The sequence below is a fragment of the Aequorivita soesokkakensis genome, from assembly GCF_001641085.1.
Lineage (GTDB): Bacteria > Bacteroidota > Bacteroidia > Flavobacteriales > Flavobacteriaceae > Aequorivita > Aequorivita soesokkakensis.
This window is the reverse complement of sequence record NZ_LXIE01000023.1, coordinates 67,956-93,866: the sequence shown is the minus strand read 5'-3', so window position 1 is coordinate 93,866 and position 25,911 is coordinate 67,956. Positions and strand designations below refer to the sequence as shown.

25 protein-coding genes are annotated in these 25,911 nt (G+C 36.6%); 5 read left to right on the top strand and 20 right to left on the bottom strand.

The window, feature by feature from the left end; genetic code table 11:
- The first annotated feature begins 190 nt into the window (after window positions 1-190).
- Window positions 191-1,231, top strand: coding sequence for a ferredoxin--NADP reductase (locus A7A78_RS09005; RefSeq protein ID WP_068762275.1), 1,041 nt, complete (start codon window positions 191-193; stop codon window positions 1,229-1,231).
- An 18-nt stretch (window positions 1,232-1,249) separates the two neighbouring features.
- Here A7A78_RS09005 and A7A78_RS09000 read toward each other — a convergent pair whose 3' ends face one another.
- From A7A78_RS09000 to A7A78_RS08980, 5 genes are all read right to left on the bottom strand, one after another.
- Complete coding sequence (locus A7A78_RS09000; RefSeq protein WP_068762127.1) at window positions 1,250-2,281, bottom strand: glycosyltransferase family 9 protein; 1,032 nt, start codon at window positions 2,279-2,281, stop codon at window positions 1,250-1,252.
- A gap of 22 nt (window positions 2,282-2,303) precedes the next feature.
- Entirely contained in the window at window positions 2,304-2,918 is a 615-nt protein-coding gene (locus tag A7A78_RS08995) for a DUF4254 domain-containing protein (RefSeq protein ID WP_068762126.1), read from the bottom strand.
- Between the two features lie 61 nt (window positions 2,919-2,979).
- Window positions 2,980-3,978: a DNA adenine methylase gene (locus A7A78_RS08990; RefSeq protein WP_068762125.1), complete on the bottom strand. Its 999-nt coding sequence runs from the start codon at window positions 3,976-3,978 to the stop codon at window positions 2,980-2,982.
- Window positions 3,975-4,619 (bottom strand): hypothetical protein, encoded by a 645-nt coding sequence (locus A7A78_RS08985; RefSeq protein ID WP_068762124.1) that lies wholly within the window; start codon window positions 4,617-4,619, stop codon window positions 3,975-3,977. Before A7A78_RS08985 ends, A7A78_RS08990 begins: the two co-directional genes overlap by 4 nt.
- Window positions 4,616-5,569 (bottom strand): DUF6427 family protein, encoded by a 954-nt coding sequence (locus A7A78_RS08980; protein ID WP_068762123.1) that lies wholly within the window; start codon window positions 5,567-5,569, stop codon window positions 4,616-4,618. The genes A7A78_RS08985 and A7A78_RS08980 overlap by 4 nt, the downstream gene beginning before the upstream one ends.
- Window positions 5,570-5,610: 41 nt before the next feature.
- Between A7A78_RS08980 and A7A78_RS08975 the strand changes: the two genes are divergently transcribed.
- Complete coding sequence (locus tag A7A78_RS08975; protein ID WP_068762122.1) at window positions 5,611-5,838, top strand: DUF6341 family protein; 228 nt, start codon at window positions 5,611-5,613, stop codon at window positions 5,836-5,838.
- A gap of 4 nt (window positions 5,839-5,842) precedes the next feature.
- On the opposite strand, the gene purD is transcribed toward A7A78_RS08975, so the two are convergent.
- Window positions 5,843-7,114, bottom strand: a complete 1,272-nt coding sequence (gene purD / locus A7A78_RS08970; RefSeq protein ID WP_068762121.1) for a phosphoribosylamine--glycine ligase — start codon at window positions 7,112-7,114, stop codon at window positions 5,843-5,845.
- Between the two features lie 122 nt (window positions 7,115-7,236).
- On the opposite strand from purD, the gene A7A78_RS08965 reads away from it, so the two are divergent.
- The 3 genes from A7A78_RS08965 to A7A78_RS08955 are packed head-to-tail and all read left to right on the top strand — an operon-like array spanning window position 7,237 to window position 10,809.
- The gene (locus A7A78_RS08965) at window positions 7,237-8,547 is read left to right on the top strand and encodes a phenylacetate--CoA ligase family protein (protein WP_068762120.1); all 1,311 of its coding nucleotides are present in this window, start codon (window positions 7,237-7,239) and stop codon (window positions 8,545-8,547) included.
- An 11-nt stretch (window positions 8,548-8,558) separates the two neighbouring features.
- Window positions 8,559-9,653: a non-hydrolyzing UDP-N-acetylglucosamine 2-epimerase gene (wecB, locus tag A7A78_RS08960; protein WP_068762119.1), complete on the top strand. Its 1,095-nt coding sequence runs from the start codon at window positions 8,559-8,561 to the stop codon at window positions 9,651-9,653.
- Window positions 9,646-10,809 (top strand): glycosyltransferase family 4 protein, encoded by a 1,164-nt coding sequence (locus A7A78_RS08955; RefSeq protein WP_068762118.1) that lies wholly within the window; start codon window positions 9,646-9,648, stop codon window positions 10,807-10,809. Before wecB (A7A78_RS08960) ends, A7A78_RS08955 begins: the two co-directional genes overlap by 8 nt.
- Here A7A78_RS08955 and A7A78_RS08950 read toward each other — a convergent pair.
- The 14 genes from A7A78_RS08950 to A7A78_RS08885 form a co-directional block, all read right to left on the bottom strand.
- On the bottom strand, window positions 10,806-12,158 hold the full coding sequence (locus tag A7A78_RS08950) for an exopolysaccharide biosynthesis polyprenyl glycosylphosphotransferase (RefSeq protein WP_068762117.1): 1,353 nt from the start codon (window positions 12,156-12,158) through the stop codon (window positions 10,806-10,808). The two genes, A7A78_RS08955 and A7A78_RS08950, sit on opposite strands and share 4 nt — an antisense overlap.
- Before the next feature lie 5 nt (window positions 12,159-12,163).
- Window positions 12,164-13,150, bottom strand: a complete 987-nt coding sequence (locus tag A7A78_RS08945; protein WP_068762116.1) for a UDP-glucuronic acid decarboxylase family protein — start codon at window positions 13,148-13,150, stop codon at window positions 12,164-12,166.
- Window positions 13,147-14,460 carry a UDP-glucose dehydrogenase family protein gene (locus tag A7A78_RS08940; RefSeq protein WP_068762115.1) on the bottom strand — a complete coding sequence of 438 codons (1,314 nt, stop codon included), beginning with the start codon at window positions 14,458-14,460 and terminating at the stop codon, window positions 13,147-13,149. The genes A7A78_RS08945 and A7A78_RS08940 overlap by 4 nt, the downstream gene beginning before the upstream one ends.
- Before the next feature lie 84 nt (window positions 14,461-14,544).
- Window positions 14,545-15,765: an O-antigen ligase family protein gene (locus A7A78_RS08935; RefSeq protein ID WP_068762114.1), complete on the bottom strand. Its 1,221-nt coding sequence runs from the start codon at window positions 15,763-15,765 to the stop codon at window positions 14,545-14,547.
- Between the two features lie 109 nt (window positions 15,766-15,874).
- The gene (locus A7A78_RS08930) at window positions 15,875-16,624 is read right to left on the bottom strand and encodes a WecB/TagA/CpsF family glycosyltransferase (protein WP_068762113.1); all 750 of its coding nucleotides are present in this window, start codon (window positions 16,622-16,624) and stop codon (window positions 15,875-15,877) included.
- A gap of 18 nt (window positions 16,625-16,642) precedes the next feature.
- Window positions 16,643-17,629: a polysaccharide deacetylase family protein gene (locus tag A7A78_RS08925; protein WP_068762112.1), complete on the bottom strand. Its 987-nt coding sequence runs from the start codon at window positions 17,627-17,629 to the stop codon at window positions 16,643-16,645.
- Complete coding sequence (locus A7A78_RS08920; RefSeq protein ID WP_131811122.1) at window positions 17,626-18,816, bottom strand: O-antigen ligase family protein; 1,191 nt, start codon at window positions 18,814-18,816, stop codon at window positions 17,626-17,628. The genes A7A78_RS08925 and A7A78_RS08920 overlap by 4 nt, the downstream gene beginning before the upstream one ends.
- On the bottom strand, window positions 18,813-19,676 hold the full coding sequence (locus tag A7A78_RS08915) for a sulfotransferase (protein ID WP_068762110.1): 864 nt from the start codon (window positions 19,674-19,676) through the stop codon (window positions 18,813-18,815). Before A7A78_RS08915 ends, A7A78_RS08920 begins: the two co-directional genes overlap by 4 nt.
- A 25-nt stretch (window positions 19,677-19,701) precedes the next feature.
- On the bottom strand, window positions 19,702-20,229 hold the full coding sequence (locus tag A7A78_RS15295; RefSeq protein ID WP_068762109.1) for an acyltransferase: 528 nt from the start codon (window positions 20,227-20,229) through the stop codon (window positions 19,702-19,704).
- On the bottom strand, window positions 20,226-21,194 hold the full coding sequence (locus A7A78_RS08905) for a glycosyltransferase family 4 protein (RefSeq protein WP_165593559.1): 969 nt from the start codon (window positions 21,192-21,194) through the stop codon (window positions 20,226-20,228). Before A7A78_RS08905 ends, A7A78_RS15295 begins: the two co-directional genes overlap by 4 nt.
- 59 nt (window positions 21,195-21,253) lie before the next feature.
- Entirely contained in the window at window positions 21,254-22,159 is a 906-nt protein-coding gene (locus tag A7A78_RS08900) for an O-antigen ligase family protein (protein WP_068762107.1), read from the bottom strand.
- A gap of 326 nt (window positions 22,160-22,485) precedes the next feature.
- Window positions 22,486-23,763 carry a flippase gene (locus A7A78_RS08895; RefSeq protein WP_068762106.1) on the bottom strand — a complete coding sequence of 426 codons (1,278 nt, stop codon included), beginning with the start codon at window positions 23,761-23,763 and terminating at the stop codon, window positions 22,486-22,488.
- A gap of 22 nt (window positions 23,764-23,785) precedes the next feature.
- The gene (gene wecB / locus A7A78_RS08890; RefSeq protein ID WP_068762105.1) at window positions 23,786-24,916 is read right to left on the bottom strand and encodes a non-hydrolyzing UDP-N-acetylglucosamine 2-epimerase; all 1,131 of its coding nucleotides are present in this window, start codon (window positions 24,914-24,916) and stop codon (window positions 23,786-23,788) included.
- Window positions 24,917-24,933: 17 nt separating this feature from the next.
- Complete coding sequence (locus A7A78_RS08885) at window positions 24,934-25,908, bottom strand: hypothetical protein (protein ID WP_068762104.1); 975 nt, start codon at window positions 25,906-25,908, stop codon at window positions 24,934-24,936.
- Window positions 25,909-25,911: the final 3 nt, after the last annotated feature.

The following is a 25,911-nucleotide window of genomic DNA, read 5'->3' as shown; positions in this document are numbered from 1 at the left end:
TGGTTTCGGTTTATATAATATTCAAACTTAAAAGGTTCTATTTTAGTATGTAGAATCACTAAAGAGCGGTAAAAATACATTTCTTTTTAATATCTGCTTAATGAAACGCCCAAAAAATGCTTCACTTTAAAGCTTTTGAAGCTTTGTTTCCTTGATTTCATTTGTACTTTTGCAAAAAAAAATTAAGATTATGAGCGAATTTCATACGCTTACCGTTTCCGAAGTAAAAAAAGAGACCCCAAATTCAGTTTCCATCACATTTTCAATACCCGAAAACTTAAAAAATCTTTTTGCTTTTAAAGCAGGGCAATACATCACCATTAAACATCAAAGCGGCGGCAAAGATTTACGCCGAGCCTATTCTATTTGTTCTTCTCCAAAAAGTGGGATGCTAAAAGTTGCAGTGAAAAAAGTGGAAAAAGGTGTTTTTTCCGAATATGCGAATAACGATTTGAAAGCTGGCGACACGCTGCAAGTAATGCCACCAACGGGAAAATTTATTTTGGAGCCAAACTTAAAAAACTATGCGGCTTTTGCCGCTGGAAGTGGTATAACTCCTGTACTTTCTTTAATAAAAAGCACTTTGGAAGAAATGCCCCAAAGTTCGTTTTTACTTATTTATGGCAATCAGAATAAAAAGGAAACCATGTTCTATGACGAAATCGTTCAGTTACAGGATAAATTTCCGGAGCGGTTTGATGTTGAATTTGTCTATAGTCGAGAAAAGTTGGACGATGCTCAATTTGGAAGAATAGGTCGCTCCCTGGTTAATTTTTACCTAAAAAATAAATACGGCCAGATTACTTTTGAAGCCTTTTATTTGTGCGGTCCCGAACAGATGATTGACGAAGTTTCCGCAACTTTGAAGCACAACGGCATCAATTCGAAACAAATTCACCACGAGCTTTTTTCTACTGCCGAAAAAGGACTTTTGGTTGAAAAGCACGACGGAAATACCAGCATTACCATAATTCTTGATGACGAAGAGGAAGTTTTTGAAATGCCACAAACAAAATCCATTCTTGAAGCAGCTTTGGACGAAGGTTTAGACCCGCCGTATTCCTGCCAAGGTGGAATTTGTAGCACCTGTATTGCGCGATTGAAAGAAGGAAAGGCCGAAATGCGCAAAAATCAAATACTCACCGAATCTGAAATTGCGGATGGATTAATTCTTACTTGCCAAGCGCATCCCACCACTGCGAAAGTTGTTGTGGATTATGATGATGTTTAAATAATTTTTTGAAGAAACTTAAAGCAATTCTTGTGCTTTTTGAACAACTGTTTCAGGTGAAATAGTTTTCATTGCATCATCGTATCCTTTTGGGAACTTGTTTCCATAAATTGAAGTTGGAATCAATGCATATTCTTTGCGGTCTGAAAGAAGCTGATTGTTATCAGGCTGATTGAAAGGCACAAAGCCAGCAAACGGATGCGTAACTCCCCAAAGCGTAATTACTGGAACGCCGTACATAGCCGCCAAATGGCCATTGCCGCTATCCATGGAAAACATTAAATCCAGATTTGAAATTAAAGCAAGTTCTTCTTCAAAGGACAATTTTCCAGCAACGTTGGTCACATTTGCAAAAGGGATTTCCATTTCCTTTAAAAGTTTTATTTCTTTCTTTCCACCACCAAAAAGAAAGATTCGGTATTTATCGGTTTCATCCAATTCACGAATTACCTCAGCCATTAAACTTAAAGGATACATTTTGCTTTGATGGGCTGCAAAAGGGGCAATACCAATTAATTTTTTTGGCTCTATACCCAAAAGTCCGTTGAGTTTTGGCGACAATCTTTTTTTGGGCGGGGCAATATGATTTTCTAAATTTAAAGGAAATCCGAGTTTTTCAAAAACATCAGCATAGCGCTGATGTGTAGTTTTCAATTGAGAAATATTTTCGCCTTTGGCAGCAATCAAAGCTTTCTTTTCCGCTCTGCCTTTATCAATAGTAGCGGTATCAATTCCCTTAAACTTTAAATACTTCGTAATGATTTTTGAACGAATTACGTTGTGAAGATCTGCAACGGCGTCAATTCCTAAATCCCTGGCTTCGTTTGCTAATTTAATCAGTCCGAAACGCTTGTGTTCCCCATAAACATCAGCTTCCAAAAAATCAAGGTTAGGGATTTCTTCAAAAAAAGGTTTGAAAAAGGGACGGGAAAGTACCGTGATTTTTACATCGGGATACGTTTGCGAAAAAACCCGAAGCACAGGCACTGTCATAGCCACATCGCCCATTGCGGAGAGACGGATTACTAATATGTGATCAATTTTGGGCATCTTGAGATTCCCCTTTTGGGGGTTAGGGGGCTTTATTTCCGCGAAGCACTGGGTTTAGCTCATCGTCATTGTACATTTTCATCTGCTTATAGACTTTCATATATTTTCTGCCTTGAGCAATATCATCCAGCAATTGGTTGATGGCGGTGCTTAAATCTACACGTTGTTCCAGCAAGATATTCAACTTCGCTTTGCAGGCCATCAAGTGTTCTTGGGAAGCATCCGTACGGGTAGCTTCTTCGTTCATATGATATACTTTCAAAGCTAAAATAGAAAGCCTATCAATACCCCAAGCTGGGCTTTCAGTGTTGATGGTTGCGTCATCATTCACCTTTACATCCTTAAATTTTTCGAGGAAATAACTGTCAATGTATTCCACCATATCTGTACGGTCTTGGTTTGAAGCGTCTATTTGGCGCTTTAACTTTAGGGCAGCAACGGGGTCAATATTCGGATCGCGGATGATGTCCTCATAATGCCACTGAACCGTGTCTATCCAGCATTTTCGATACAACAAATGTTCAATTAAATTACTGTCTTTATCATACGGATTGCTGAAATTTTGGTCCACAGTATTTATTTCGTGGTATTTGTCAATCACTTCTGCGAAGATTTTGTTGGCTTTGTCTGAGAACATAGTTTTATTTTTATTTTGAAATCTTAAGTAGGTTTCGACTGCGCTCAACCTGACATTTAGATCATGATTTTTCTAAAATGTGTAAATATTCAAAAGTCTCTGAGGCTTTGTGGTTTCTGTTTTCGGTTTTATCTGCTTTGAAACGTTGGTATTTTTTGGTTTTCAAAGTGTATTTTCCGAAGCTTTCCATCACCGTTTGCACTTCCTTTTGGCTCATTAATCCTTCGTTGTTATAACTTAGGAAAATGTAGGGAAATTGTGCTTTTTCAATCAATTCCCCAAAACTTTTCAGTACTTCTCCGGTTCTGCACCAATCGCTTTTATAGTAATCGCGCAGGCCCGTTTTCCCCTTTGGCACAAAGGTATCATATTTTGCGATAGTATTCAGCAAATGATAGTTGGCGCCGTACTGACGCGCATTGTAAGGCGGATCCAAATAGAGAATATCGCCTTTTATCTTTTTAATCAACTCGTTGCTATCCTGCTGAAATACTTGATGCGAATTCGTCGTTTCTTGAAAAACGGCTGGTTTAATAATGATTTTTTTTGCCGCGGAAGTCTTTATGTGTTTTAAATAAGCACCATAAACCGAAGCCGTATTTGCTACTTTATCAGCACTTTCAAGCAAAGAAGCAAGTAGAAAATAATATTGGTCTTCCGTAATTTTTGATGCTTTTTTCCATTCCTCAATTTGGGTGCGAGCAGCATCTATTTTTTGTCCGTTTTCTGAAGTGAAGTAATTTCTTCCAGCTTTTCCGCCTTCGGAATAATTTTGGAAAATGAAGCCTTTCTTTCCGTTGAGCAAATTCAATTCATTTATGAATTCTTCGTAATCAAAAGCAATATGATTGCCGATGTAGTTTCGGTTCAGTACATAACTGTAATATTCCACATCATTGGCTATCACTTGTTTTACGTGTGGTTTAAAGTTTCGGCCTACGATTCCAGTTCCCGCAAAAAGATCGCAAAATGTTTTTTGTGAAAGATTGTCGCCGCAAGTTTCGGCAACCGTTTCAAAAATGAAATTGGAGAGTTTATGTTTCGAGCCTATATAGTTCATTTAGAAACCCAGATAATATCGCTTAACGTTGTTTGTCCGTCAACAAAAGTAAAGGATTGCAATTGCTCTGGCCGGAAAGATGCCGCATATTTTTGAATAGACTTTTTAAGAAGGGAAATTTCAGCCTTCAGTTTCCAATGTTCACCGTTCCTTTCAAAAACCACAATAAAAAGACGGTTTTTAAAGTGATGCCGCTTTTGGGTGCTTTGGTTTTTGTAGAGCCATTCAATAAGTTCGCTTTTATGGTTTTGGGCATATTCAAAAGTTTTGTTGAATTGCTTCGGAAAAACAGAAGTTTTATGGTCAAAAGGAATTCCGAAGAGATAAAAATCCTTTTCGGAATCTTTTGTTTCGGCTACTGGTTCAATTCCGTCAATCTCAGTGAAAATCTGTTCCACAGCCTGTGCGCTCCAGAAATTATACCACCTATTGGCGGCATATTGAAATATTTGCTGCTTGTCCACTTCCTGTGATTCTGCAACAATTGCAATCTTCCGAACTAATGCTTCCCAATTGGGAATTTGGTAGATAAATTGGGTAAAACGATCCCACTGATCATTCTGTTTCCGAAACCATTTATAGGGAAATTGGCATCTTTTTTTAAGTTCCTTTTCAATATTTTCTAAATCCAGCGCGCTCATAAAAATAAAAATACAAAGGGCAAAACAACCACTAGCCAAAGCATAATTTCCTTGAACCAAAATTCGGCAACATCTTTTTCAACATAGCGTTCCGTTTCAAAATTTTCAATATAATTGGTTGCTATAATCGCGATGGGTGCCAAAACAAAAACTATCTCGGCTCCCGTTTTTTCAGGTCCCGCCAAGGCAACAAACAATGCGGTAATGCTCACGTAAAGCAGTAAAAGATAATTGGGCCGCTCCTTTAGGGGAATTGCGGAAAGTTTCAAAAACCGATACACTCCTGCCCAAATAAAAAAAGCAAGTATTACGGTTATCGGCACCAAAATGGAAGCCGAGTTGTATTTTGAAAAGTCAAAACTTATGGTTTCCTGCCAGTCTGCAAACCAAAAGAGGGAATCGTTGGTCAGTAATTGATATGCCGTATTAATAATCAAAACCGCCACAAAACCAGTAAATGGAATAAGGATTTGCTTGTAATTTGTATTTGGTTTTTGAAAAACCGCAATAAATAGCGGAATGAAAAACAAGAGGCTCCAAAAATAGAAAAGGGAAGCCACGGTAATCCAAATACTGGCATCCAGAATTTTCTTTGAGGAATTTTTATCGCTTCGAAGGCTCATTATCCTTCTCAAGGCCAATAAAAGAAATGCGTTTGCCAAAAGTATTTTATGCTGAAGAAAAATAACCGGAAGCATTACCAAAAAACACGTAAAAAAAAGAATCGCAAAAGTGTTGTTTTTTGTTAAGTGGTTTTTTCGGATAATGAAATCCAACAGCAACATAATCAACACATTGAGAACAATAAAAAATCCGTGGTCAAGCACTAAAAAAGGCGTAATTACAATTGAAGACCCCGAAATTGCACCCAATAAATAGCCCACAACAATAAAAGCGCCGAGAATTAAATAATTTATTGGGTTAGATTTTCCGAAAAAGCTTGTAAGCATATGGGGTAATTTTATATTTTTGCCTTCTAAAGATTAAAGATATGACTTGGAAAGGTTTTTGGGAAGGAATAGCTTCTCTTTTTGAAAATGTGCTTTTTAAACCTTATGACTGGCTTACTAGCATCCAGTTTGATAGCTGGTGGCTTGCAAATATTGTTTCCTGGATTTTCTTAACTATTGGAGCTGTTGCTTTTATTTATTGGCTGATGAAACTTAAGGATTTCAACGAAAACACTGAAAGCACCTATACTTTCGACGAAAATCCTTGATTTTTTAAAGGTCGAAACCTATATCACTACGATACTGCATCCTATCAAAATTTAGTTTTTCTATGTTTTGATAGGATTTTTTTAGCGCTTTTCTGAAATCATCATCCAACGAAGTTACGGCCATAACACGCCCGCCATTACTCAATATTTTTCCGTTTTCAGATTTTGTTCCTGCGTGAAAAACGATGGAGCCTTCCACATTTTCCAAGCCTGAAATTTCCTTTCCTTTTTCATAATCTTCCGGATATCCGCCGGAAACAAGCATCACGGTTGTGGCGGCCCTTTCGTCAATTTCAATAGTGATGTTGTTTAAAGTTTGGTTGTATGTCGCTTCAAATAAAGCTACCAAATCGGTTTTTATACGTGGAAGAACAACTTCTGTTTCGGGATCGCCCATGCGAACGTTGTATTCTATTACGAACGGTTCATCGTTCACTTTTATCAACCCGATGAATACAAAACCTTTGTAATCAATGTTTTCTTTGGAAAGGCCATTCACCGTTGGTTTCACAATACGGTCTTCAATTTTTTTCATCAAAACTTCGTCTGCAAAAGGAACTGGGGAAATGGCTCCCATTCCGCCTGTGTTCAAGCCCGTATCTCCTTCGCCTATGCGTTTGTAATCTTTTGCCGTGGGCAGGATTTTGTAATTTTTACCATCTGTCAATACAAAAACACTAAGCTCAATTCCGTCCAAAAACTCTTCAATAACCACTTTAGAACTTGCTTCGCCAAATTTGCTGTGCGCAAGCATATTCTCAAGTTCCTGCTTTGCTTCCTCTAAATCCTTCAAAATCAAAACGCCTTTTCCTGCCGCAAGTCCATCGGCTTTTAAAACATAGGGTGGATTCAATTTTTCCAAAAAAGCTTTTCCGGCTTCCAAAGATTCCGCAGTAAAACTTTCATAGGCCGCCGTTGGAATGTTGTGTTGCATCATAAACTCCTTTGCGCGCTGTTTGCTGCCTTCCAGCAATGCACCGCGTTTTGAAGGGCCAATGAGCATTACATTTTTTAATGCTGAAGTCTCGGCAAAATAATCTGCAATTCCGTGCACCAATGGATCTTCCGGGCCAACAACAACCATTTCAATATTATTTTCAACAACGCATTTTTTCACCGCTTCAAAATCGGTTACCTTTAGTTCCACATTTGTTGCTATAGCTTCGGTACCAGCATTTCCAGGAGCTACAAAAAGTTTTTCGCAGCGATTGCTCTGTGAAATTTTATAGGCAAAAGTATGTTCGCGACCGCCGGAACCAAGGATGAGAATATTCATAATTGAAATGTTTTGTTTCGGTGTCAAAAATAATTGTTTGTACCTTGAACCGCTAATTTATTTAAAGCGAATTTTGTTTTAAATAAATTCCTTTAGGTTTAAGTGAAATATAAAAATCAGCTTTGAAAATCTTCAACTTTTCCCTTTTTCTGAAACGTTTCCCTATTGAAAGGGCGAAGGAAGAGTTGCTTCAAATTTCAGAAATAAAGGAAGCGGATTACGAAGCGTTTTTGAATTCGAAAAAAGCTGAAATCGTAAACTATCACTTAAAAAACAATCCTTTTTATCGAAGTAAGGTAAAAGATGGCTTTTCAACTTGGGAATCGCTTCCTATCTTGAAAAAGGAAGATTTTCAAATTCCGCTGAAAGAAAGACTCTCCGAAGGATTTTCAGAAAAAAAAGTATATATAAATAAAACGTCGGGATCCAGCGGCAACCCAATTCGTTTTGCAAAAGACAAATACAGCCACGCGATGACTTGGGCGTACCACATGGAACGTTTTGGCTGGCATGGCATAGATTTCAACAGCTCGTTACAGGCGCGTTATTATGGAATTCCTTTAGATTTAATCCAAAATAAAACCGTGCGATTAAAGGATTTTCTGGCCAAGCGCCATCGGTTTTCAATATTGGATCTTTCTGAAAAAGCGTTGGAAGAAATGCTGAATGTTTACAAGAAAAAGCCTTTTAATTATATAAACGGTTACGCAAGCAGCATCGTTCTTTTTGCGAAATTTTTAAAAGGAAAAAATATAGTTTTAAAAAATGTTTGTCCTTCGCTGAAGGTTTGCATCGTTACTTCCGAAATGCTTTTTGAAGACGATAAAATCCTGCTCGAAAAACAGTTGGGCGTTCCAGTTGTCAATGAATACGGCTGTTCGGAAGCTGGGGTAATTGCTTTTACCAATAAAAAAGGCGAATGGGAAGTTGATTCCAAAACGCTTTTTGTTGAGATTTTGGATGAAAAAAATCGGGCTGTTCCGTTGGGGGATGAAGGTAAAATTGTAATTACTTCCCTTCACAACAAAGCGCATCCGTTTATCCGTTATGAAATTGGCGATTATGGCGCACTGAGCGAAGAAAGTACTTTAAAAAAGCCAATTCTTAAAAAGCTTACGGGCAGAACAAATGATTTCGCAATACTACCAAGTGGGAAAAAAGCTGCGGGAATGACTTTTTATGTGGTCACAAAAAAAATAATGGAAGAGAGCGGAAACATAAAGGAATTTAAAGTGATTCAAACAAAGATTGATACTTTTGAAATTAATTATGTGAGCGAAGAAGCTTTGACAGTGGAGAAAAAACAATTCATAATTAAAACCCTTGAACAATTTTTAGAGCCCGGTTTAACTTTTAATTTCAACCGAAAGGAACAGCTGGACAGAACCGAAAGCGGCAAATTGAAACAGTTTGTTTCGTTGGTTGAAATTTAAAAAAATATAAAATGAAGATAACCATTGTTGCAGGTGCACGGCCAAATTTTATGAAGATATCGCCAATTATAAAGGCGATAGAAAAACTTCGGACTGAAAAAAATCCTATTTCTTATAGATTAATCCACACCGGGCAACATTACAATGCGAATTTAAGTGATACTTTTTTTGAAGAATTGCAAATCCCGCATCCCAATGAAAACTTTAATGTTAAAAGCGGGACACAAGCAGAGCAAACAGCGGGGATTATGATTGCTTTCGAAAAAGAATTGACGGAAAACCGGCCCGATTTTGTTTTGGTCGTTGGGGACGTAACCTCAACAATGGCCTGCTCAATCGTTACAAAAAAAGCCAATATTGCTTTAATTCACGTGGAAGCTGGCATTAGAAGCGGGGATATAACAATGCCCGAAGAAATCAACCGAATGGTGACAGACAGCATCACGGATTACTTTTTTACTACTTCTGAAAAAGCTTCGGAAAACCTTCTGAAAGCTGGGCATTCCAAAGAGAATATTTTTTTTGTTGGGAATGTTATGATTGATACGCTTCTGCAAAATCTCACTAGAATCAAAAAACCTGTTTTTTGGGATGATTTGAATTTAACATCAAAAAACTACTATTTATTGACACTCCACAGACCTTCAAACGTAGATGACGGCTCTTCATTTATTGAACTTTTAAAACAAATTATGGAGCAGGCAGAAGAGGCGCCCATTATATTTCCTGTTCACCCCAGAACACAGCAAATTTTAGCGGAAACCCAAAATGAATTTAAAAATTTGCATTTGGTGGAACCGCAGGGCTATTTGAATTTTATCTATTTGTTGAAAAATTCACAGGCTATTTTAACCGATTCGGGCGGAATTACCGAAGAAGCCTCCATACTCAATGTGCCCTGTATTACTTTTAGAAATTCCACTGAACGGCCCGAAACCTGTGAATTGGGCACAAACGTTTTGGTCGCAAATGACAAAGAGAAAATTTCCCAAGCTTTTGAAAAATTGAAAAACGGCAAATGGAAAGAAACACAAAACATCCCACTTTGGGATGGTAAAGCATCCGAAAGAATCATTTCTACCTTATTAAAAATTCATTATGGGTAAAGAGATTTTACTCATAACAAACTATTTTCCACCTGAAAAAGGTGCCGCTTCCAACCGTATGTCCAGTTTGGCAGAAGGATTGGGAAATGCAGGGTTTAACGTTAAAGTTGTTTGTCCGCTGCCCAATTACCCGAACGGTAAAATCTTTGACGGTTATAGCGGAAAGGCATCAAAGACTGAAAATACCTTCTTTGGAAAAGTAACACGTTTGTGGATTTGGCCCAGCAATTCCAGCAATAAATTGGTGCGTTTGCTTTCGATGGTTTCGTTTTCTTTCAGTTTGGTTTTATTTTTCCTTTTCACCAAAACACCCAAAAAAATATTTATCCAATACTCCCCTGTTTTTGTGGGATTTACGGCTGTGGTGTTGGGACGGTTATTTTCAAAAAAAATAATTTTGAATGTTTCTGATCTTTGGCCGCTTGCAGGATTGGAAATGGGGCTTTTGAAAGAAGGCTGGTATTATTCGCTTTTGTTGAAAATGGAACGTTTTTGTTATCGAAATGCTACGTTAATTGTTGGACAATCTGAAGAAATACTTGAGCATGTTTCAACTTTTGAAAGAGAGAAACCTTCATTTTTATACCGAAATATCCCAAATTTTGAAGTTCCGCAAATGCCCGAAAATTCCCCAACAAAGGAAATCAAAATTGTTTACGCTGGTTTATTGGGTATTGCACAAGGAATTTTTGAAATCTGCCAACAAATCACTTTTCCAGAAAACGTAAGCCTGCATATTTACGGAGCAGGGCCGGAGACTGAAAAAATAAAAACTTTGGAAAAGCAGAACATCCACTTTTATGGAGAATTGGAAAGGGAGTCATTGCACAAAGAGTTGCGGAAATATGATATTGCATTCATACCGCTTATAAAAAGAATTTACGGTTCGGTACCTTCAAAAATTTTTGAATATTCCCGTTTGGGCTTGCCTTTGCTCTATTTTGCTGGTGGGGAAGGTGGGGAGCTGGTTGAAAAGGAAGCTTTGGGATGGGTGGTTCCCGTAAATAATTTTGAAGCGTTGCAGCATTTTACAAACACAATTTCTGTAGAAGAGTTAAAACGTTTTGCAAAAGAAACTGTTCAGAAAAATTCAACTTCAGCTTTTGATTTTAAAAAGCAGTTTGAAAAATTCATAATTGCAATTGAAGCTATTTAGTACGCCTTTTCTTCCCCGCGAATTGCGTTAAAAATAGTTTGGAAGACAATTTTAATATCCAAAAAGAGACTCCAATTTTCAAGATAGAAAATATCGTACTTAACTCTATTGATAATGTGGTTGTCATCTTCTACCTCTCCGCGATAACCACTTACTTGGGCCAATCCTGTAATGCCCGGTTTAATAAAATGGCGTACCATAAATTTGTCTATTCGTTCTGCATACATATGGGTGTGGCTCACCATGTGCGGTCTTGGACCAACTACGGACATGTCTCCTTTTAAAACGTTGATAAACTGCGGAAGCTCATCAATACTTGTTTTTCGGATTACCCTCCCTACGCGGGTTACACGTTCGTCCCCTTTGCTTATTTGGTGAAGATGCGCCATGGGGTTCGGTTTCATGGAACGAAATTTATAGCAGTAAAATTCCTGATAATCCAATCCATTCCTTTTTTGCTTAAAAAATACGGGGCCTTTTGATTCCAGCTTTATAAGTAAACCAAGTAAAGGCGTGAGCCAAGATAAAAGTCCAACGATTATTAAAAGCGAAAGAACGATGTCAAAACTTCTCTTTAAAAATTTATTGAAAGGTTCGTCTATGGGTATTTTCCGCATGGAAAGAATAGGGAGTACTCCGTAATAGGTAAAATCCAGCTTTTTGCTATAAATTTCCTTGTTGTCCGGAAGGAATTTCAGAATTTTTAGATTGTTGTCAACAAAATCAATCAGTTTAATTAAATCCTTATTGCCAATTTCGGCCACTGAAGAATAAACCTCATCAATTTTTTCCTCCAAAATGTAATCCATACATTCTTCAATGGAAACTTTTTCCGGCCCTTTAAGGTCAAAGGTTCTGTATAGTTTATAGCCGTAAACAGGATTAGTGATAAAAAATTTTCGAAGCTGATCTGTCTTCTGATTAAGACCGATGATTACTACTTTTCTAACATTTCCGCCGAGGTGTAATCGATATTTTTTAAGTAAAAAGTAGATGCCAAGTTTTACAATTGTAATGCAAATCATTACAACAAAGAAATACTTAAAAATGACCGAGGCCGTAGTGGTCAATTCATTGTAAAATCCAAAAAATGAAAAAACAATCAGCAGGAAAATAATGCCCTGTTTTCCTATTAGGGACATAATTTTGGAAAGATGTGTAAAGCGGTATATTTCATAAAATCCTGAACGCAACGAAAGCAGCAGCCACGCAGCCGTAAGGAAAATTACATAGTTAAAATAGGGAAATGGATTTCCGAAGAATTCAAAAGCAAAAAAATGGATAAAGAAGATGTCTATTCCATAAGAAATAGGCCTCAAAAATCCAGAATATCTTCCGCTTTTAAACATTTTTACTACTTATTATGTTTTGAAAAATCTTTATGTTCACTTTTAAAAAGCTCTTCTTTTGTAAGATTTTTAAAATATTCAAATGTCTTTCTCATTCCTTCTTCCCTTGAAACTTTTGGCTCCCAGCCTAATATTTCCCTAGCTTTTGAAATATCGGGTTCGCGCTGCAGGGGATCATCCTGTGGCAAAGGTTTGAAAACAATTTTTTGATCTGTCCCGGTCAATTTAATAATTTCCTTTGCAAAATCAAGAATAGTTATTTCCTCCGGATTTCCAATATTTACCGGAAGTGCATAATCACTTAATAATAATCTGTACAATCCTTCCACTTCATCATCAACATAACAAAAGGAACGGGTTTGCATTCCATCGCCAAAAACAGTTAAATTTTCACCCCTTAATGCTTGGCCAATAAAAGCTGGAATTACGCGTCCGTCGTTCAAGCGCATTCTTGGTCCGTATGTATTGAAAATACGGGCTATTCTAGTTTCCAACCCGTGAAATCTGTGATAGGCCATGGTTATGGATTCCTGAAAACGCTTTGCTTCGTCATATACACCGCGAGGCCCAATTGTGTTTACATTTCCAAAATATTCCTCGGTTTGTGGATGAACCAAAGGATCTCCATAAACCTCAGAGGTGGAAGCAATTAAAATACGAGCGTTCTTTTCTCGGGCCAAACCGAGCAAATTGTGGGTTCCCAAAGAACCAACCTTCAGCGTTTGGATTGGAATTTTTAAATAATCAATTGGGCTTGCAGGAGATGCAAAATGAAGAATATAATCTATTTTTCCGGGAACGTGTACAAATTTCGTTACATCGTGATGATAAAATTCGAAATCTTCCAATTTAAAGAGATGCTCAATATTTTTAAGATCTCCGGTAATAAGGTTGTCCATCCCAATTACGTGGAAATCTTCAGCAATAAATTTATCACAAAGATGCGAACCCAAAAATCCGGCGGCACCTGTAATCAGAACGCGCTTCTTCATATATTGACAGTTTTTCTCCCTACGGAAACATAAACAAAACCTTCCGCTTCAACGTCATTCAAATTATATAGGTTTCTTCCATCAAAAATTACTGGATTCTTTAAAAGTTTCTTTAATCTGCTAAAATCAGGGGTGCGGAAAATGCTCCATTCTGTGCAGATTAATAGCGCGTCTGCATTTTCAAGGGCGGCATACATAGATTCCGAATAGTTGAGTCTATTTCCAAAACGCTTTTCAATATTCGGCATAGCCTCTGGATCGAAAACTTGCAGTTTTGCTCCTTTTTTTAGCAAACCTTCCATCATATCTATGGATGGCGCTTCGCGAATATCGTCAGTTTCCGGTTTAAAAGCCAATCCCCAAATTGCTATTGTTTTCCCTTTTAAATCATTGCTGAAATAGTTCTCTATTTTAGGCAGTAAAATTGTTTTTTGGGCCGAATTGATTTCGATTACTGAAGTCAAAATCTTAAAATCGTAATTTTTATCCTTTCCGGCTTTTTGAAGCGCTTTTACGTCTTTTGGGAAACAAGACCCTCCGTAACCAATTCCGGGGAAAAGAAAGCGTTTTCCAATACGACTATCGGTGCCCATTCCAACCCGGACCATATCTACATCTGCTCCCACTTTTTCGCAATAGTTTGCGATTTCGTTCATAAAAGTGATTTTGGTTGCCAAAAATGAATTTGCAGCATACTTTGTGAGCTCTGCAGATTTTTCATCCATAATTATGATTGGGTTTCCGGAGCGTACGAAAGGGCTGTAAAGCTTTTTCATCAGGGCTGTTGCTCTTTCGCTACTTGAACCTACAACGATGCGCTCAGGCTTCAAAAAATCATCAACCGCAAAGCCTTCACGAAGAAATTCTGGGTTGGAAACCACATCAAATTCACAGGAAGCGTTTTTCGCAATTACTTTGTGGACTTTTTCCGCTGTGCCAACTGGCACCGTGCTTTTGTCCACAATTACTTTATAATTCTTGATTTTTTTTCCTATTTCTTCCGAAACATTCAAAACGTAGGAAAGATCAGCCGAGCCATCTTCATCTTCGGGCGTTGGCAGGGCAAGAAAAATGATGTCGCCATGGTCCAAGCCTTCCTCTAAAGAAGTTGTAAATTTGAGGCGGTTGGCTTTAATGTTTCTTTCAAAAAGAACGTCCAGATGCGGCTCATAGATTGGTACCACGCCGTTGCGCATTTTTTCAACTTTTTCTTTATCTATATCAACACATATAACCTCATTGCCAGTTTCTGCCAAGCAGGTTCCTGTTACAAGGCCAACATAACCTGTTCCTATTACTGAAATTTTCATCTATCTATTTATGGCCTTTTCAAAAGCTGGAAAAGGTCTCTTTTATTTGTTAATTAAGCGCAAAAGTACAATTTGCAATTCTTTTTAAATATTTTTTATAGGGTTGTTTTCTGTGGGTTTAACACTCGTTAGCAGAACTATCAATATGAAACCTACATAATATGCCCCAATCTGTCTGTTGAAAACATTTTCAACCAAGCAATACATTATTAATATTGCAAGCATTGCCGTAGGAAAAAATTGTTTTCGGACCGGAAAAAAACTTGTCCCGATAAAAAGCAGAAAGAGTAGTAATGCAATAAAGCCCGCACTGAGATAAAAATCCAAAAATTGATTGTGGGTGTTATATCTTTCCGCTACAAACCGCTGTTTTTTATGGGGATCCGTAATGTGGAAATCATAACACGAAACGAGTTTTTCCTTGGTAGCGTCAAAACCAATTCCCGTAAGCGAAAAAGGCTCATTGCTGATGATAGTATTGGCGCAATGCCAAACCACCGCACGCAGCTCATAGGTCATGGATTTTTCAATGAATGCTGGGGGGGAAATTTTTTCATTTTCACTTTTTTGAAAACTATTTTCATTTTTTAAAAGAAAGAAAAGCGCCACAACAGCCGCTAAAGAAATGAGGGCTATCAATGCTTTCCAGATTTTTCTTTTTCCATAAAATTGCCGTATCAGCAACAATACAAATAATGAAACGACCGCAATTTTTGAAGCTATCAAAACTATAAATATGGCATTGACAAAGATGTTTGCCAAATAGTAATTGTTGTTGGGATGATATTTTTTTTGGATTGCCTGAAAGGAAATCAAAATGCTGAAAGTGCTTAAAAGGCCAAGATACAGCCTGTCAATCAACAATGATTCTACTACCTGTGGTGATTCCCCCAAAGCAAAACTTCCCGTTGCATCAGTAATAAGTACAAAATTATATACCGAAAAAATAATTGCCGCCAGGGATGAAAAAATAATGGCTGTGTTTATTTTTTTAACATCAGCCACCGGAATATAAAGGATGGCAAGGCCAATGGCTATCATCACTTTATTTATAATTTTATAATCTTCCTCCCATCTTCCCGAAAGAAATGAATTGATACAGAGATATGCAAAAAGGGCCAAGAATATGGCAATGGGAAGGGATTTCAACTTTTTAAAATCCTCTTTCTTCACAATAAACGGAAACGCCACAACAAGAATTCCCAAAAGAATATTTGGGGGCGCCCTAAAGTAATCATCAAAAGGAATGATGAGGTATAGCAGCAAAAATGCATAAGGGTATATAGCGGCAAGCAAAATCCTCATAACAATACGGGCATTTGGGAAAATTTAGGGGAAGATAAAAAACTCTTCCGAGAAAATGGGGAATAGAAATGAGATATTGGAATTGAAGCGAAGGCGAAAAAAAATTCCCTTACTTCTTTTTTGAAAAACGTTGCCTAAAAACTAAGTAGATAAATTTAGAATTGCCAACAAGGTAGCGCTTCCACATTCTCCGTGGTTCCTGTAAAAAACGAAAAAACCATTCCATACCTATGTCCTGCATCCATACGGGGGCGCGTTTTGTCATTCCGGAAATAACATCCAATGAGCCTCCAACCCCCATAATAAGGTTTATGTTTTTAAGCTGTTCCTTGTGTTTGCGAAGGAAATTTTCCTTAATGGGTGATGTTATTGCCACAAAAAGCATGTGGGCTCCGCTTTCCGAAATATTCTTTGCAATCGCTTCCTCATCTGAAGCATTAAAATATCCGTTTCTATAGCCTGCAATAATTTCTTGTCCGTATTTTTTTGTGTATTGGTCCACAACTTCTTTAACTATGGCTTCTTTGGCGCCAAATAAATATATTTTATATCCCTTTTCATGCGCCTTTTCTACAAGTTGGGACATAAGGTCAATTCCGGCAACCCTTTCTTTTAAAGGGGTTCCAAGAATTTTTGAAGCCCAAACAACCGATTGTCCATCTGCGGTAATAAGATTGCTGCAAAGAACACTTTCCCTTAGTTCGGGATCTACTTGCATGTCGGCAAGTTTTCCTGCATTAACTCCTTCCAAATGGACTTGGTTGTTGGATTCAATAGCATTTTCAACTATTTCAATCACCTCTGTCTGGGAAAGGTTTTCTATCTGTGTTCCTAAAATTTCTGCGGTTTTGTATTCCATAGCCTTTCTTAGACCGTTTTATTTGTATTCTGAAAAAACTACCACTTGTTTAGCGCGGTTTTCCTTTTCAATAAATTGTTTGAATTTTTTCATAGAAAATGGTGTGAAAGCCTTCGGGTGGCCAATAATCACAAAATCTTCAAGGTTTTTCTTTTTGTAAAACTGATAGGCATTTTCCAAATAACGGGCTTTAAAACCATCAATAGCAACAACCGAATATGACGGCCACAGCAACAATCTTAAAATATGGAGTTTTGAAGGCCCAACAGCTGATGATTTGCTATAGGAAACGTGTTCCGAAATTTTCAACAAACGAACGGCAACAAATCTCCAGAAAAAGAAGGGAAGTACTTTAAACGAGCTGATCGCTACTTCCAAAAAAGAACCATTTTTGTCTTCTTTCACTAAGTCTTTTGAAAATCTCCAGCTTGATTTTTCGAACCCAATATTTTTAAAATCAAACCATTGATCCTTTGATTTTAATAATCCTCGTGGATAAACCGTACTGTCTATTGTCACGCCATTTTGGAGCAATGCTTTTCCAATAGGTTCAAAAGGTTGTGCGGACCATCCGCCAGCTCTAAAAGATGTTATTTCTTGCCCAGTAATTCTGTGAAGTATTTCAGTATATTCAGTAACTATAGCCAACGTTTCCTCATCCGTAAAATCTGAAAGTTTATAGCGGGTAAGGTCAAAATCCCAACCTTTCTCGTTATAAATTGTGTCTTCCCAATGTGGGTGAATATGAAGTTGCACTTCGTGGCCATTGGCGCACAATTCCTTCATCTGCCCGGTGACAAGTTGATAATCCTTTTCCAGTTCAGGGAAAGCGCTTTTATATTTTTCCAAACATTTCAAATACCCAACATCCACAAAAAGGACAAGTTTAACCCCAAGCGGGTCAACAATTTTTAAAATTTCCTGCATCGGTTTAATTATGCAATCCTCAGGCTTCGGGTTATTTTCGTAAAAAAGTTCGTAATCCAGCGTGATCAATATCTTCATGAGAAGCTTTTTTCCTTTTTATTTAAAATAATTAGCAAAGATACTGTAATGGCGAAGAACTCTATTCCTTTTATTACAACTAACATTGATTCCGTTAAATTGGCTATAAAAAATAAAACCAATGCCCAGAAAAAAAAGAATTGTCTTTTCCGCCAAGCCATAAATAGTAAATATCCAAAAACGCCCAAGAATATGATTCCACCAATAATTCCATTGACGCTTAAATATTCCAATAATTGATTGTGGGCATTATATCTTTCCTCAGCTGCTGTAATAAAATTATTTTCAAGATATTTTTCCTTTCTAACAGTTTCTTTATTTGCAAACCCTACTCCAAAAACGGGATATTCCGTAAATATGTCATATGAAACCTTATAGCGGCTCAATCGTTGATCGTTTTCAATATTCTGAAAAGAAATCAACCTCTCTTTCATAAAACTGCTTGCGGTATTTATAAACAATAATCCTATAAGCGCAAATACCCCAAAACCAATTGCTATTTCTTTCCAATTTGTTTTTATTCGCGACCAAAGCAATATAACCCCCATCAATAGGGTGCATATAATGGCAGTTCTGCTAGCCAGTTGAATCAACCCAAGCAATAAAATGAAGCATATTATAATTTTAGCCCATTTTTTATAGGAAGATTCCATAAAAAGATAGGTGATGGAAACCACTATGAAAAGTCCCAAATAAGCAGGATGTGTATCTGCTATAGCCGTGAATTGGTGGTTTAAATGTCTAAATCTCCAAAAGTAATGTAGCGGTTCATTGCCAACAAACATTTCATATATGGCATTTCCGTAGCAAATTGCCAAGGTGGCAATACATCCCCAAAGCAGCGCCATAAATAAATTTCTCCATTCTTTATTGTACTCTTCGGGGCAGGAAATAATAGTGATTGGAATGATGAGCAATCCCCAATATTTTTCCAGATTTTTAAATACTGAACCTACGCTTTCTGGCAGATTTAAAGCAGCTAGCAACGCCAATAAAAATATTAAAACGAGCGGAACCATTAAACGATAGTTTCGTTTTAGGTTGTCCAGTTTCATTTTAAAACCACCTTCTAAAATAAACAGCGCAAAAAATATTACCAGAAATATATTGTTAAGCCTAATAAACATAGGCAACGTAAACAATACTGCATAGAGCGCATATCTTTTTATTGGACTAATAAATTTCAAGGGCTGTATTTATTAATAATCATTAATGGCAGCGCAAGCAAATAATAAAGAATCTGTTTGGGTCTAGAAATTTCTTCCTTCCATTTTAAATCCTTTTTTATAATAAGTTGTTTGTCAGAACGCAATCTATTTCCAGCTATAATATGCGGGATTTCAAAAGTAGTGTCCTTTAAATAGGAAGTTTTTGTTTCGCTTCCAAAAAGGTGTTTGTCAATTTTTTGAATGGCTTTGTCCGGTTCGTTTACAAAATCTTCATATTTTATTTTAATGATTCTTTTGTCAAATAACGAAACCCATTGCGCCCAAAAATTAATCAACGTGTAATAAATTATTGCGGAAAGCGGGTTTTTGTGGGTTTGTACATTTTTTCCGAAAGAATAAACTACGCCTCTAACATCTCTGACCAGGTATATTCCTTTTAGATTTACCTTTTTATTTTTTCGCAAAAGAAGGTATCTCGCAATATATTTTGAAGAATCCAATAGCCAAGGTTTTGATTCTTTTTTGTGAATGGTCTGAAAAATTACATCGGTCATTTCGCGGTATGTCCCATTTAATGGTTTACCCAGAAGATATAGCGGAATATTGTAGTGTTTTTCCAGTTTGTTTGAAAGCTCTACGTTTTCTTTGTTCTTCAACAACTCTAAATTCATTTCAGCTAACAAGGGAGACCAAAATTCACACTCAGACATATTCTTGCCGCACGAACAGTCTTTATTTTCATAAACATAGTCCAGAAATTGATGCATTTCTCCAACAGTATGAATTTTGGAACGATTATTCAAAACGGTGGAAAGCATCGTTGTGCCGCTGCGCCCCGCACCCAAAAGGTATATTATATTAATTGGTTTTTCTTCCATCCTGCAGCCTTGTTATACCGTTTCCCTAAACATTTGGGGTTTCTGCCTGGTTTCTGTATTTAAGGACTTTTGCCGGCACGCCGCCCACAACAGCATAGTCGGGAACGTCTTTTGTAACTACTGATCCCGCAGCAATTACACAATGATTTCCTATTTTGCATCCTGCGGTAATAATTACGTTGGCTCCAATCCAAACGTCATCGCCCACATAGGTTTCTAGATAATGCTTGCCTTGTTTCGCGATAGGGATATCCAACGATTCAAATTTGTGGTTTCGGGAATATATTTTTACATCTGGGCCCATAATAACGTAGCTTCCCAGGTGAACGTTGGATTGAATCATGCAACGCGTGCCCATTTCAGAATAATCTCCAACGGTTGCATATAGTGAAATTTCAGCACGATTTTTCACTAAAGGCTTTTTTCCGCATTTCTTCAAAAAGTTTTTGACCAAAAAACTTCGAAGTTGTGGGAAAAAAAGGCTGTAGGGACGATAATCCTCTGGAGTGTTTCTGAAAAAAACCAAATATATTAGGTATAGAAATTTTTTCATGATCTATATATTTCCAAAAGTTCTTTACAAACCGCGTCCAAGGAAATTTCCTTAAAGGAAGCTTTTGCTTTTAAAGATAGGGCTTGATATTGAGATGGAGAAATATGAAGAAGGTTGCCCAATAGTTCGGTAAGTTTTTCAGGATTGTCTAGCGGAAAAGTAAAACCATTTTCATTTTCAACTACTTGTTCCCTAAACTGTGGAATATCTGAAGTAACCACCGGAGTGCCACAATACATTGCTTCCACAATAACGGTTGCAAAACCCTCCGAACGCGAGGGAAGCACCAAAAACTTGGATTGGTTGTATAAACTTCTCAGTTGTTCGTGGCTTTGGTCTTTTTTCAATTCAATGGAATAACCGTCATTTATTAGGTCTGTAAACTTTTTGTGATATTCTTCTCCGTTACCCACAATACAGAAACGTGTTTCTTTGCCCAAATCTTGTATGGATTTGTAGAGAATATCAATTCCCTTTACTTCAAAAAACGACCCCACATATAGATAATCATATATTTTTTGGACATCCGATTCTGGGTAAAAAACTGCGGAATTTACGCCCACGGGAAGTATTTTCGCAATAGGAAGTTTAAGTTTTGCCGTAACATTTTTTGCTACTTCTTTTCCCACGGGAATGGCAGCGTCAATCTTTTTTGCGAAAAAACGAAACATTTTTTCATTCTTTTTATTCACTTGTAGATTGATGTCCATACCGTGAAAGGTAACCACCAATTTTGTTTTCGGATGAAAAATTTTATAGAGCCAAGCCGTTACAATCAAAGGGTAAAAGCTGTGCAGATGCACAACGTCATAGCTTTTAAACAAATAGGGTATAAACTTAAAAAACGAGACTAAATGTTTGGTAATGCTTCCGAAAGTAGAGGTTATTTTTCTTCGTAAAAAAAAGATGGATATTTGCTCACCTTCACGCATCATTTTTTGCAAAAGCTCAAATTGATTTTTCACAAAAATCCCAGAATATTTTTTTTCCGGGCTGGGATACATGCTGGTTATGAGCAATACTTTCACGCTTTCTCCGTATTGGCAATTAACATTAAAACTGGAACGCTCAGCAATATATAAACATTGTTTGTGAGCATAGGGTTTGAAATACAAAAGAAAACGAATACCCAAAACATTGCTTTCAGCATCGGGGGTGCTTTTAAGCCGCTAAAATTGCTTTTCAAATGCAGATAGGAAAACCTAAAAAGTATAATAAATACAATAATTCCTATAAAGCCATATTCTCCAATAATTGAAGCGAAATTACTGTCATAAATTCCCCATTCTTCCACAAAATAGAATCGCTTATCTACTCCAAAATCCTTGTAAACCTGACTGTCCTTGGCATAAATTGAACCGAACGATCCTGCGCCGGAACCTATGGGGAAATATTTTACAATCAAAAGTATAGACATATAGAACATAAGCCCCCTAATATAATCAGATTCTAGACTATAGGATGCCTCTATATTGTCCATGATGCTTTCTGGCAAATCTGTAAATATCAAAACGGCGGTCACGGTGAGTATTCCCAAAAATAGAAATCCAAAAAAGACAAGAAAATTTTTGTAGATATAGCCCCAGTAAAAAAAAGTGAGCAGTATGCCTATCGCCAAAATTGCTGTTCGTGTATCGGCCAGCACAATAATAAATAGGCCTATCACGATTTTTAACCATCCCGTGGTATCAATGTTTTTCTTTTTATTTTTAAAATCATTTAGGGTCAGCGCTATAAAAACCACAACCATGTAGGCCATATGGTTTGGATGCCTGAAAAATCCAGTATATCTGATTGTTGAAAAACCGGGTCTTGTATATTTCGAAACACCGTAAACTGTGTTGAATGTTTCGCCCAAGAGCACATGTAACAGGATTCCGATACCCGCAAAAACCATTACATAAAAGAAAAATTTCTTGATTTCCTCCATGTGGTTTTTAAACAGTATTACATAGGAAGCCAAAATTATAAAGAACTTTATGGATACAAGGCTTTGAACTATAATATGAAAGAGGTTTCTGTTGAGTCCAAACAGAATGCTTATTAGAATTGAATAACCTAAAAAACCAAATATTGCAATGTGTATAAGAGACATTTTTCTTTTGCTCAATACATCATAAGTAATTAGGACTAGGGAGAACAGCAGTAATAATTCGTCTGAATAGTCGAATAGGCTTAACGTTGTTAATTTCTCAAAAAAGAATTTGAACAGGCTGAGCGCTGAAAGAAACAGAAAAAATTTTCTTGTTATAGCATTCATGACGCTTTCCAGATTAGTTTTTTAATATAAATGGCACTCGCTATTTTAGAAAATATTAAGCTAAATGCCGTTGCGAATGCCACACCATTAATACCGTATTCTTTTACTAACGTTAAATTTAAAATAAGGTTTATAACAAATGATACTATCAGTATATTCTGAAATACTTTTTGGTGCCCCGTCATTTGGAAAATGGATCCTACGGGCCCAATTACTGAATTGAATAATTGCCCAAGGGACAAAATAATCATTGCAGTGGAAGCAGCTATAAATTCTGGTCCAAAAATGTTTAATATAAAATCCTTGAAAAGAAAAATACCCAACACCGAAGTAATTGAAAATACTGCGTTTATGTATGTAGAAAATTTGATCAATCTTCTAAAAAGAGTATAATTATCGGCGTGAAAAGCATGGGATAGTTTAGGGGCAAGGATAGAATCTACAGCCTGCAATGAAAAGCTTACTACAGTTGCAATCTTCAAGGCAACACTGTAAAGGCCCACAACACTGCTATCCTCATACATTCCCAAAATAATAGTGTCTGCCCATCCTAAAAGAACAATCATGGATGCAGACAAAAACATTGGGAAAGAATCTTTAAGAAACGAAGTTACGGTGTAAGTGGTCTGTCTGGAAAGGGGCAATAAATGTTTTCCCAAATACCATAATGAGATTAGGAAAAGTGCCGCAACCGCTGCAGTGTGTGCAATCGCGGTTGTAATTGGGTCTTTGGTCCAGGCAAAAACCAAAACCAAAAAAAAGACCATTGTAAATATAAAACGCCCTCCATTAAACAAAAATGCATAAAGCGTGTTTTTTCTTATCCCCCTAAAAACTGAGGCGTTTATTAGCATTAAAGTATAGAGCACGATACTTGGAGCCGTCCATTCCAAAAATGGCGTTAATTCAGCATCTTTGAAGATATTAACGCTTATCCAATTTGAACTGAAAAACAAAATAATTCCTATTAGTAAAGAACTACCGACAAAAAACGGATAGGATTTTAAAAATAATCCCTTCGCATTCTCAAAATTGTTTTCAATGGCGAAAAGTTTTACGAAATTAACATCAGCACCTAAAATACAAACCAGTGATGCAATCATCAGAAAAGAAAAGCTTAGGGAAATTCTTCCTTGAGTTTCCGCGCCAAAATAACGCACGGTATAATAGACAAAAAGATAGCCGGCAAGAAAACCTAATATCCTTAAAAAAAGGGCTATTCCCCCTTTTTTTAAAATTTCCATCAAGTCAGCTTCTATCTTTATCTTTTTCATTAATATCTATATAAAAATGCTATTAATGCTGTAAGTTTTTTATAAAATCAACAATTCTTTCACAGGCTTTGCCATCTCCATACGGATTGTGAAGCTTACACATTTTATTATATTCTTCCTTGTTTGTTAAAAGGTTTAAAGCCTGGGAAACTATTTCATTTTTATTGGTCCCTACCAACTTTACAGTTCCTACATTTACTGCTTCAGGGCGTTCCGTGGTATTTCGCATTACCAAAACAGGCTTGCCTAGGCTCGGGGCCTCTTCTTGTACCCCTCCGCTATCAGTTATAATAAGTTTGGATTCATTCATCAACCAAACAAAGGCCGGATAGCTCAATGGTGAAATAAGAAATACATTATCCAATCCTTCCAAAAGATCATAAACCGGTTTTTGGACATTTGGATTTAAATGAACGGGATAAATGATTTGAAAATTTGATGAGGTTTTGGCAATTTCCTTTAACGCATTACAGATATTTATAAACCCTTCGCCATGATTTTCACGTCTATGTCCGGTTACTAAAATTATCTGTTTTTCGGGCTCAATAATCTTCTTTAAGGCTTCAATCTCTTCATCTTTATAAGTTGGAGAGGATACTTTTTTTACACTATAGTTTAATGCGTCTATAACCGTATTTCCCGTAACAAGGATTTGATCTGATTGAATGTTTTCCTTTAATAAATTATTTTTTGAGGTTTCGGTAGGCGCAAAATGATAATCACAAACCCTTCCGGCAATAGACCTATTTACTTCTTCCGGAAAAGGCGATAATTTATTGAATGTCCTTAAACCAGCTTCTACATGGCAAACTTTTGCGCCAGAATAAAAAGCTGCTATACTCGCCGCCATTGTGGTGGTGGTATCTCCGTGAACATACACATAATCTGGATTAAAATCTTCCAAAATGGGTTTAAGGCCCGTAATAATATCTGCTGTTAGGAAATATAGATTTTGGTTTGGTTTCATTAAATCCAAATCATAATCTGGAACAATTTCAAAAAAATCAAGCACTTGATCCAGCATTTCCCTGTGTTGTGCGGTAATGCATACCTTTGTATTGAAAAAGGCAGGATAAGACTTAAAGGCCTTGACCAATGGAGCCATTTTTATGGCTTCAGGTCGAGTACCAAATATAATAAGGTTGGAAAGCATAGGAAGCTTTTTTTGTTTTATTGCTCCGCTGCAATTCTTTTAATATATCTATAAACATGCCTGCAGAAAGCAAAAAATAAAAATAAGAACACAAACAAAAATGGATATAACAATAGTTTATTACTTAAAATCCCTTTTGATTCAATAACTGCAGCGTTGCTATCTATACTTATTATGGTTCTATCTGCAAAAACCAAGTCTTCTTTCAAATTTTTATTGGCCTTTTGCAAATTCTCCTTCATCTCTAGTATATTGGAAATGTTGAAGTTTTTGTCAACCACAAAAATTTGTGAATTAGGCGATGGCAGAGATTGGCTTGTACTATAGGTGCTAATTACACTATCAATTTGTTTTAATGTGTTTGCATTGACCTTAATTTGATCTTCAATATTCTTTTTTCCAACCTCACCCAGGTTTTTTATAATTTCTTGGTTGTTAAGATAATTTATAACGTTATCTATAGTCGCATCATTAGCAACGGAAGAAAGGGTTAAAAATAAAGTGTGGTATTTAAAGGAACTTCTAAAAGGCTCCACTTTTTCTTCTGTAATGTCTTGAAAATTAAGGTTTCTTAAAAGTGCATCAATATTTCTTTCATCATCTTGAAATTCTTCGGCTAAATCCTTAAAACTAAAAATTGGTGTGATTTCTATGTCCTTAATTTCCAGAGTGTCTCCTCTAAAGCCATTTTTTTCAATGAATACTGTGTCTTTGGCTTTTACCTTTTTCGCCAAAATGTCAATAGCATTATATGTGTATTCCTCACTGTTAAAATTAGTGCGGATAACCACTGTAGCTTCTTGTTTTGACTCAGAGAATTTCATTGAAATATAGCCGAGAATAACACCAACAATAAACAGTATTAAAATAATATACCAGCTTCTTATCAAAAATTGAATTGCATTATAGAAGCTCAATAAAATACTATTTCTAACCCTTTTTAGTCCTTTAAATAAAGAGTCCAAATCAACTTCGTCTGTGTTTGATTTCATTTT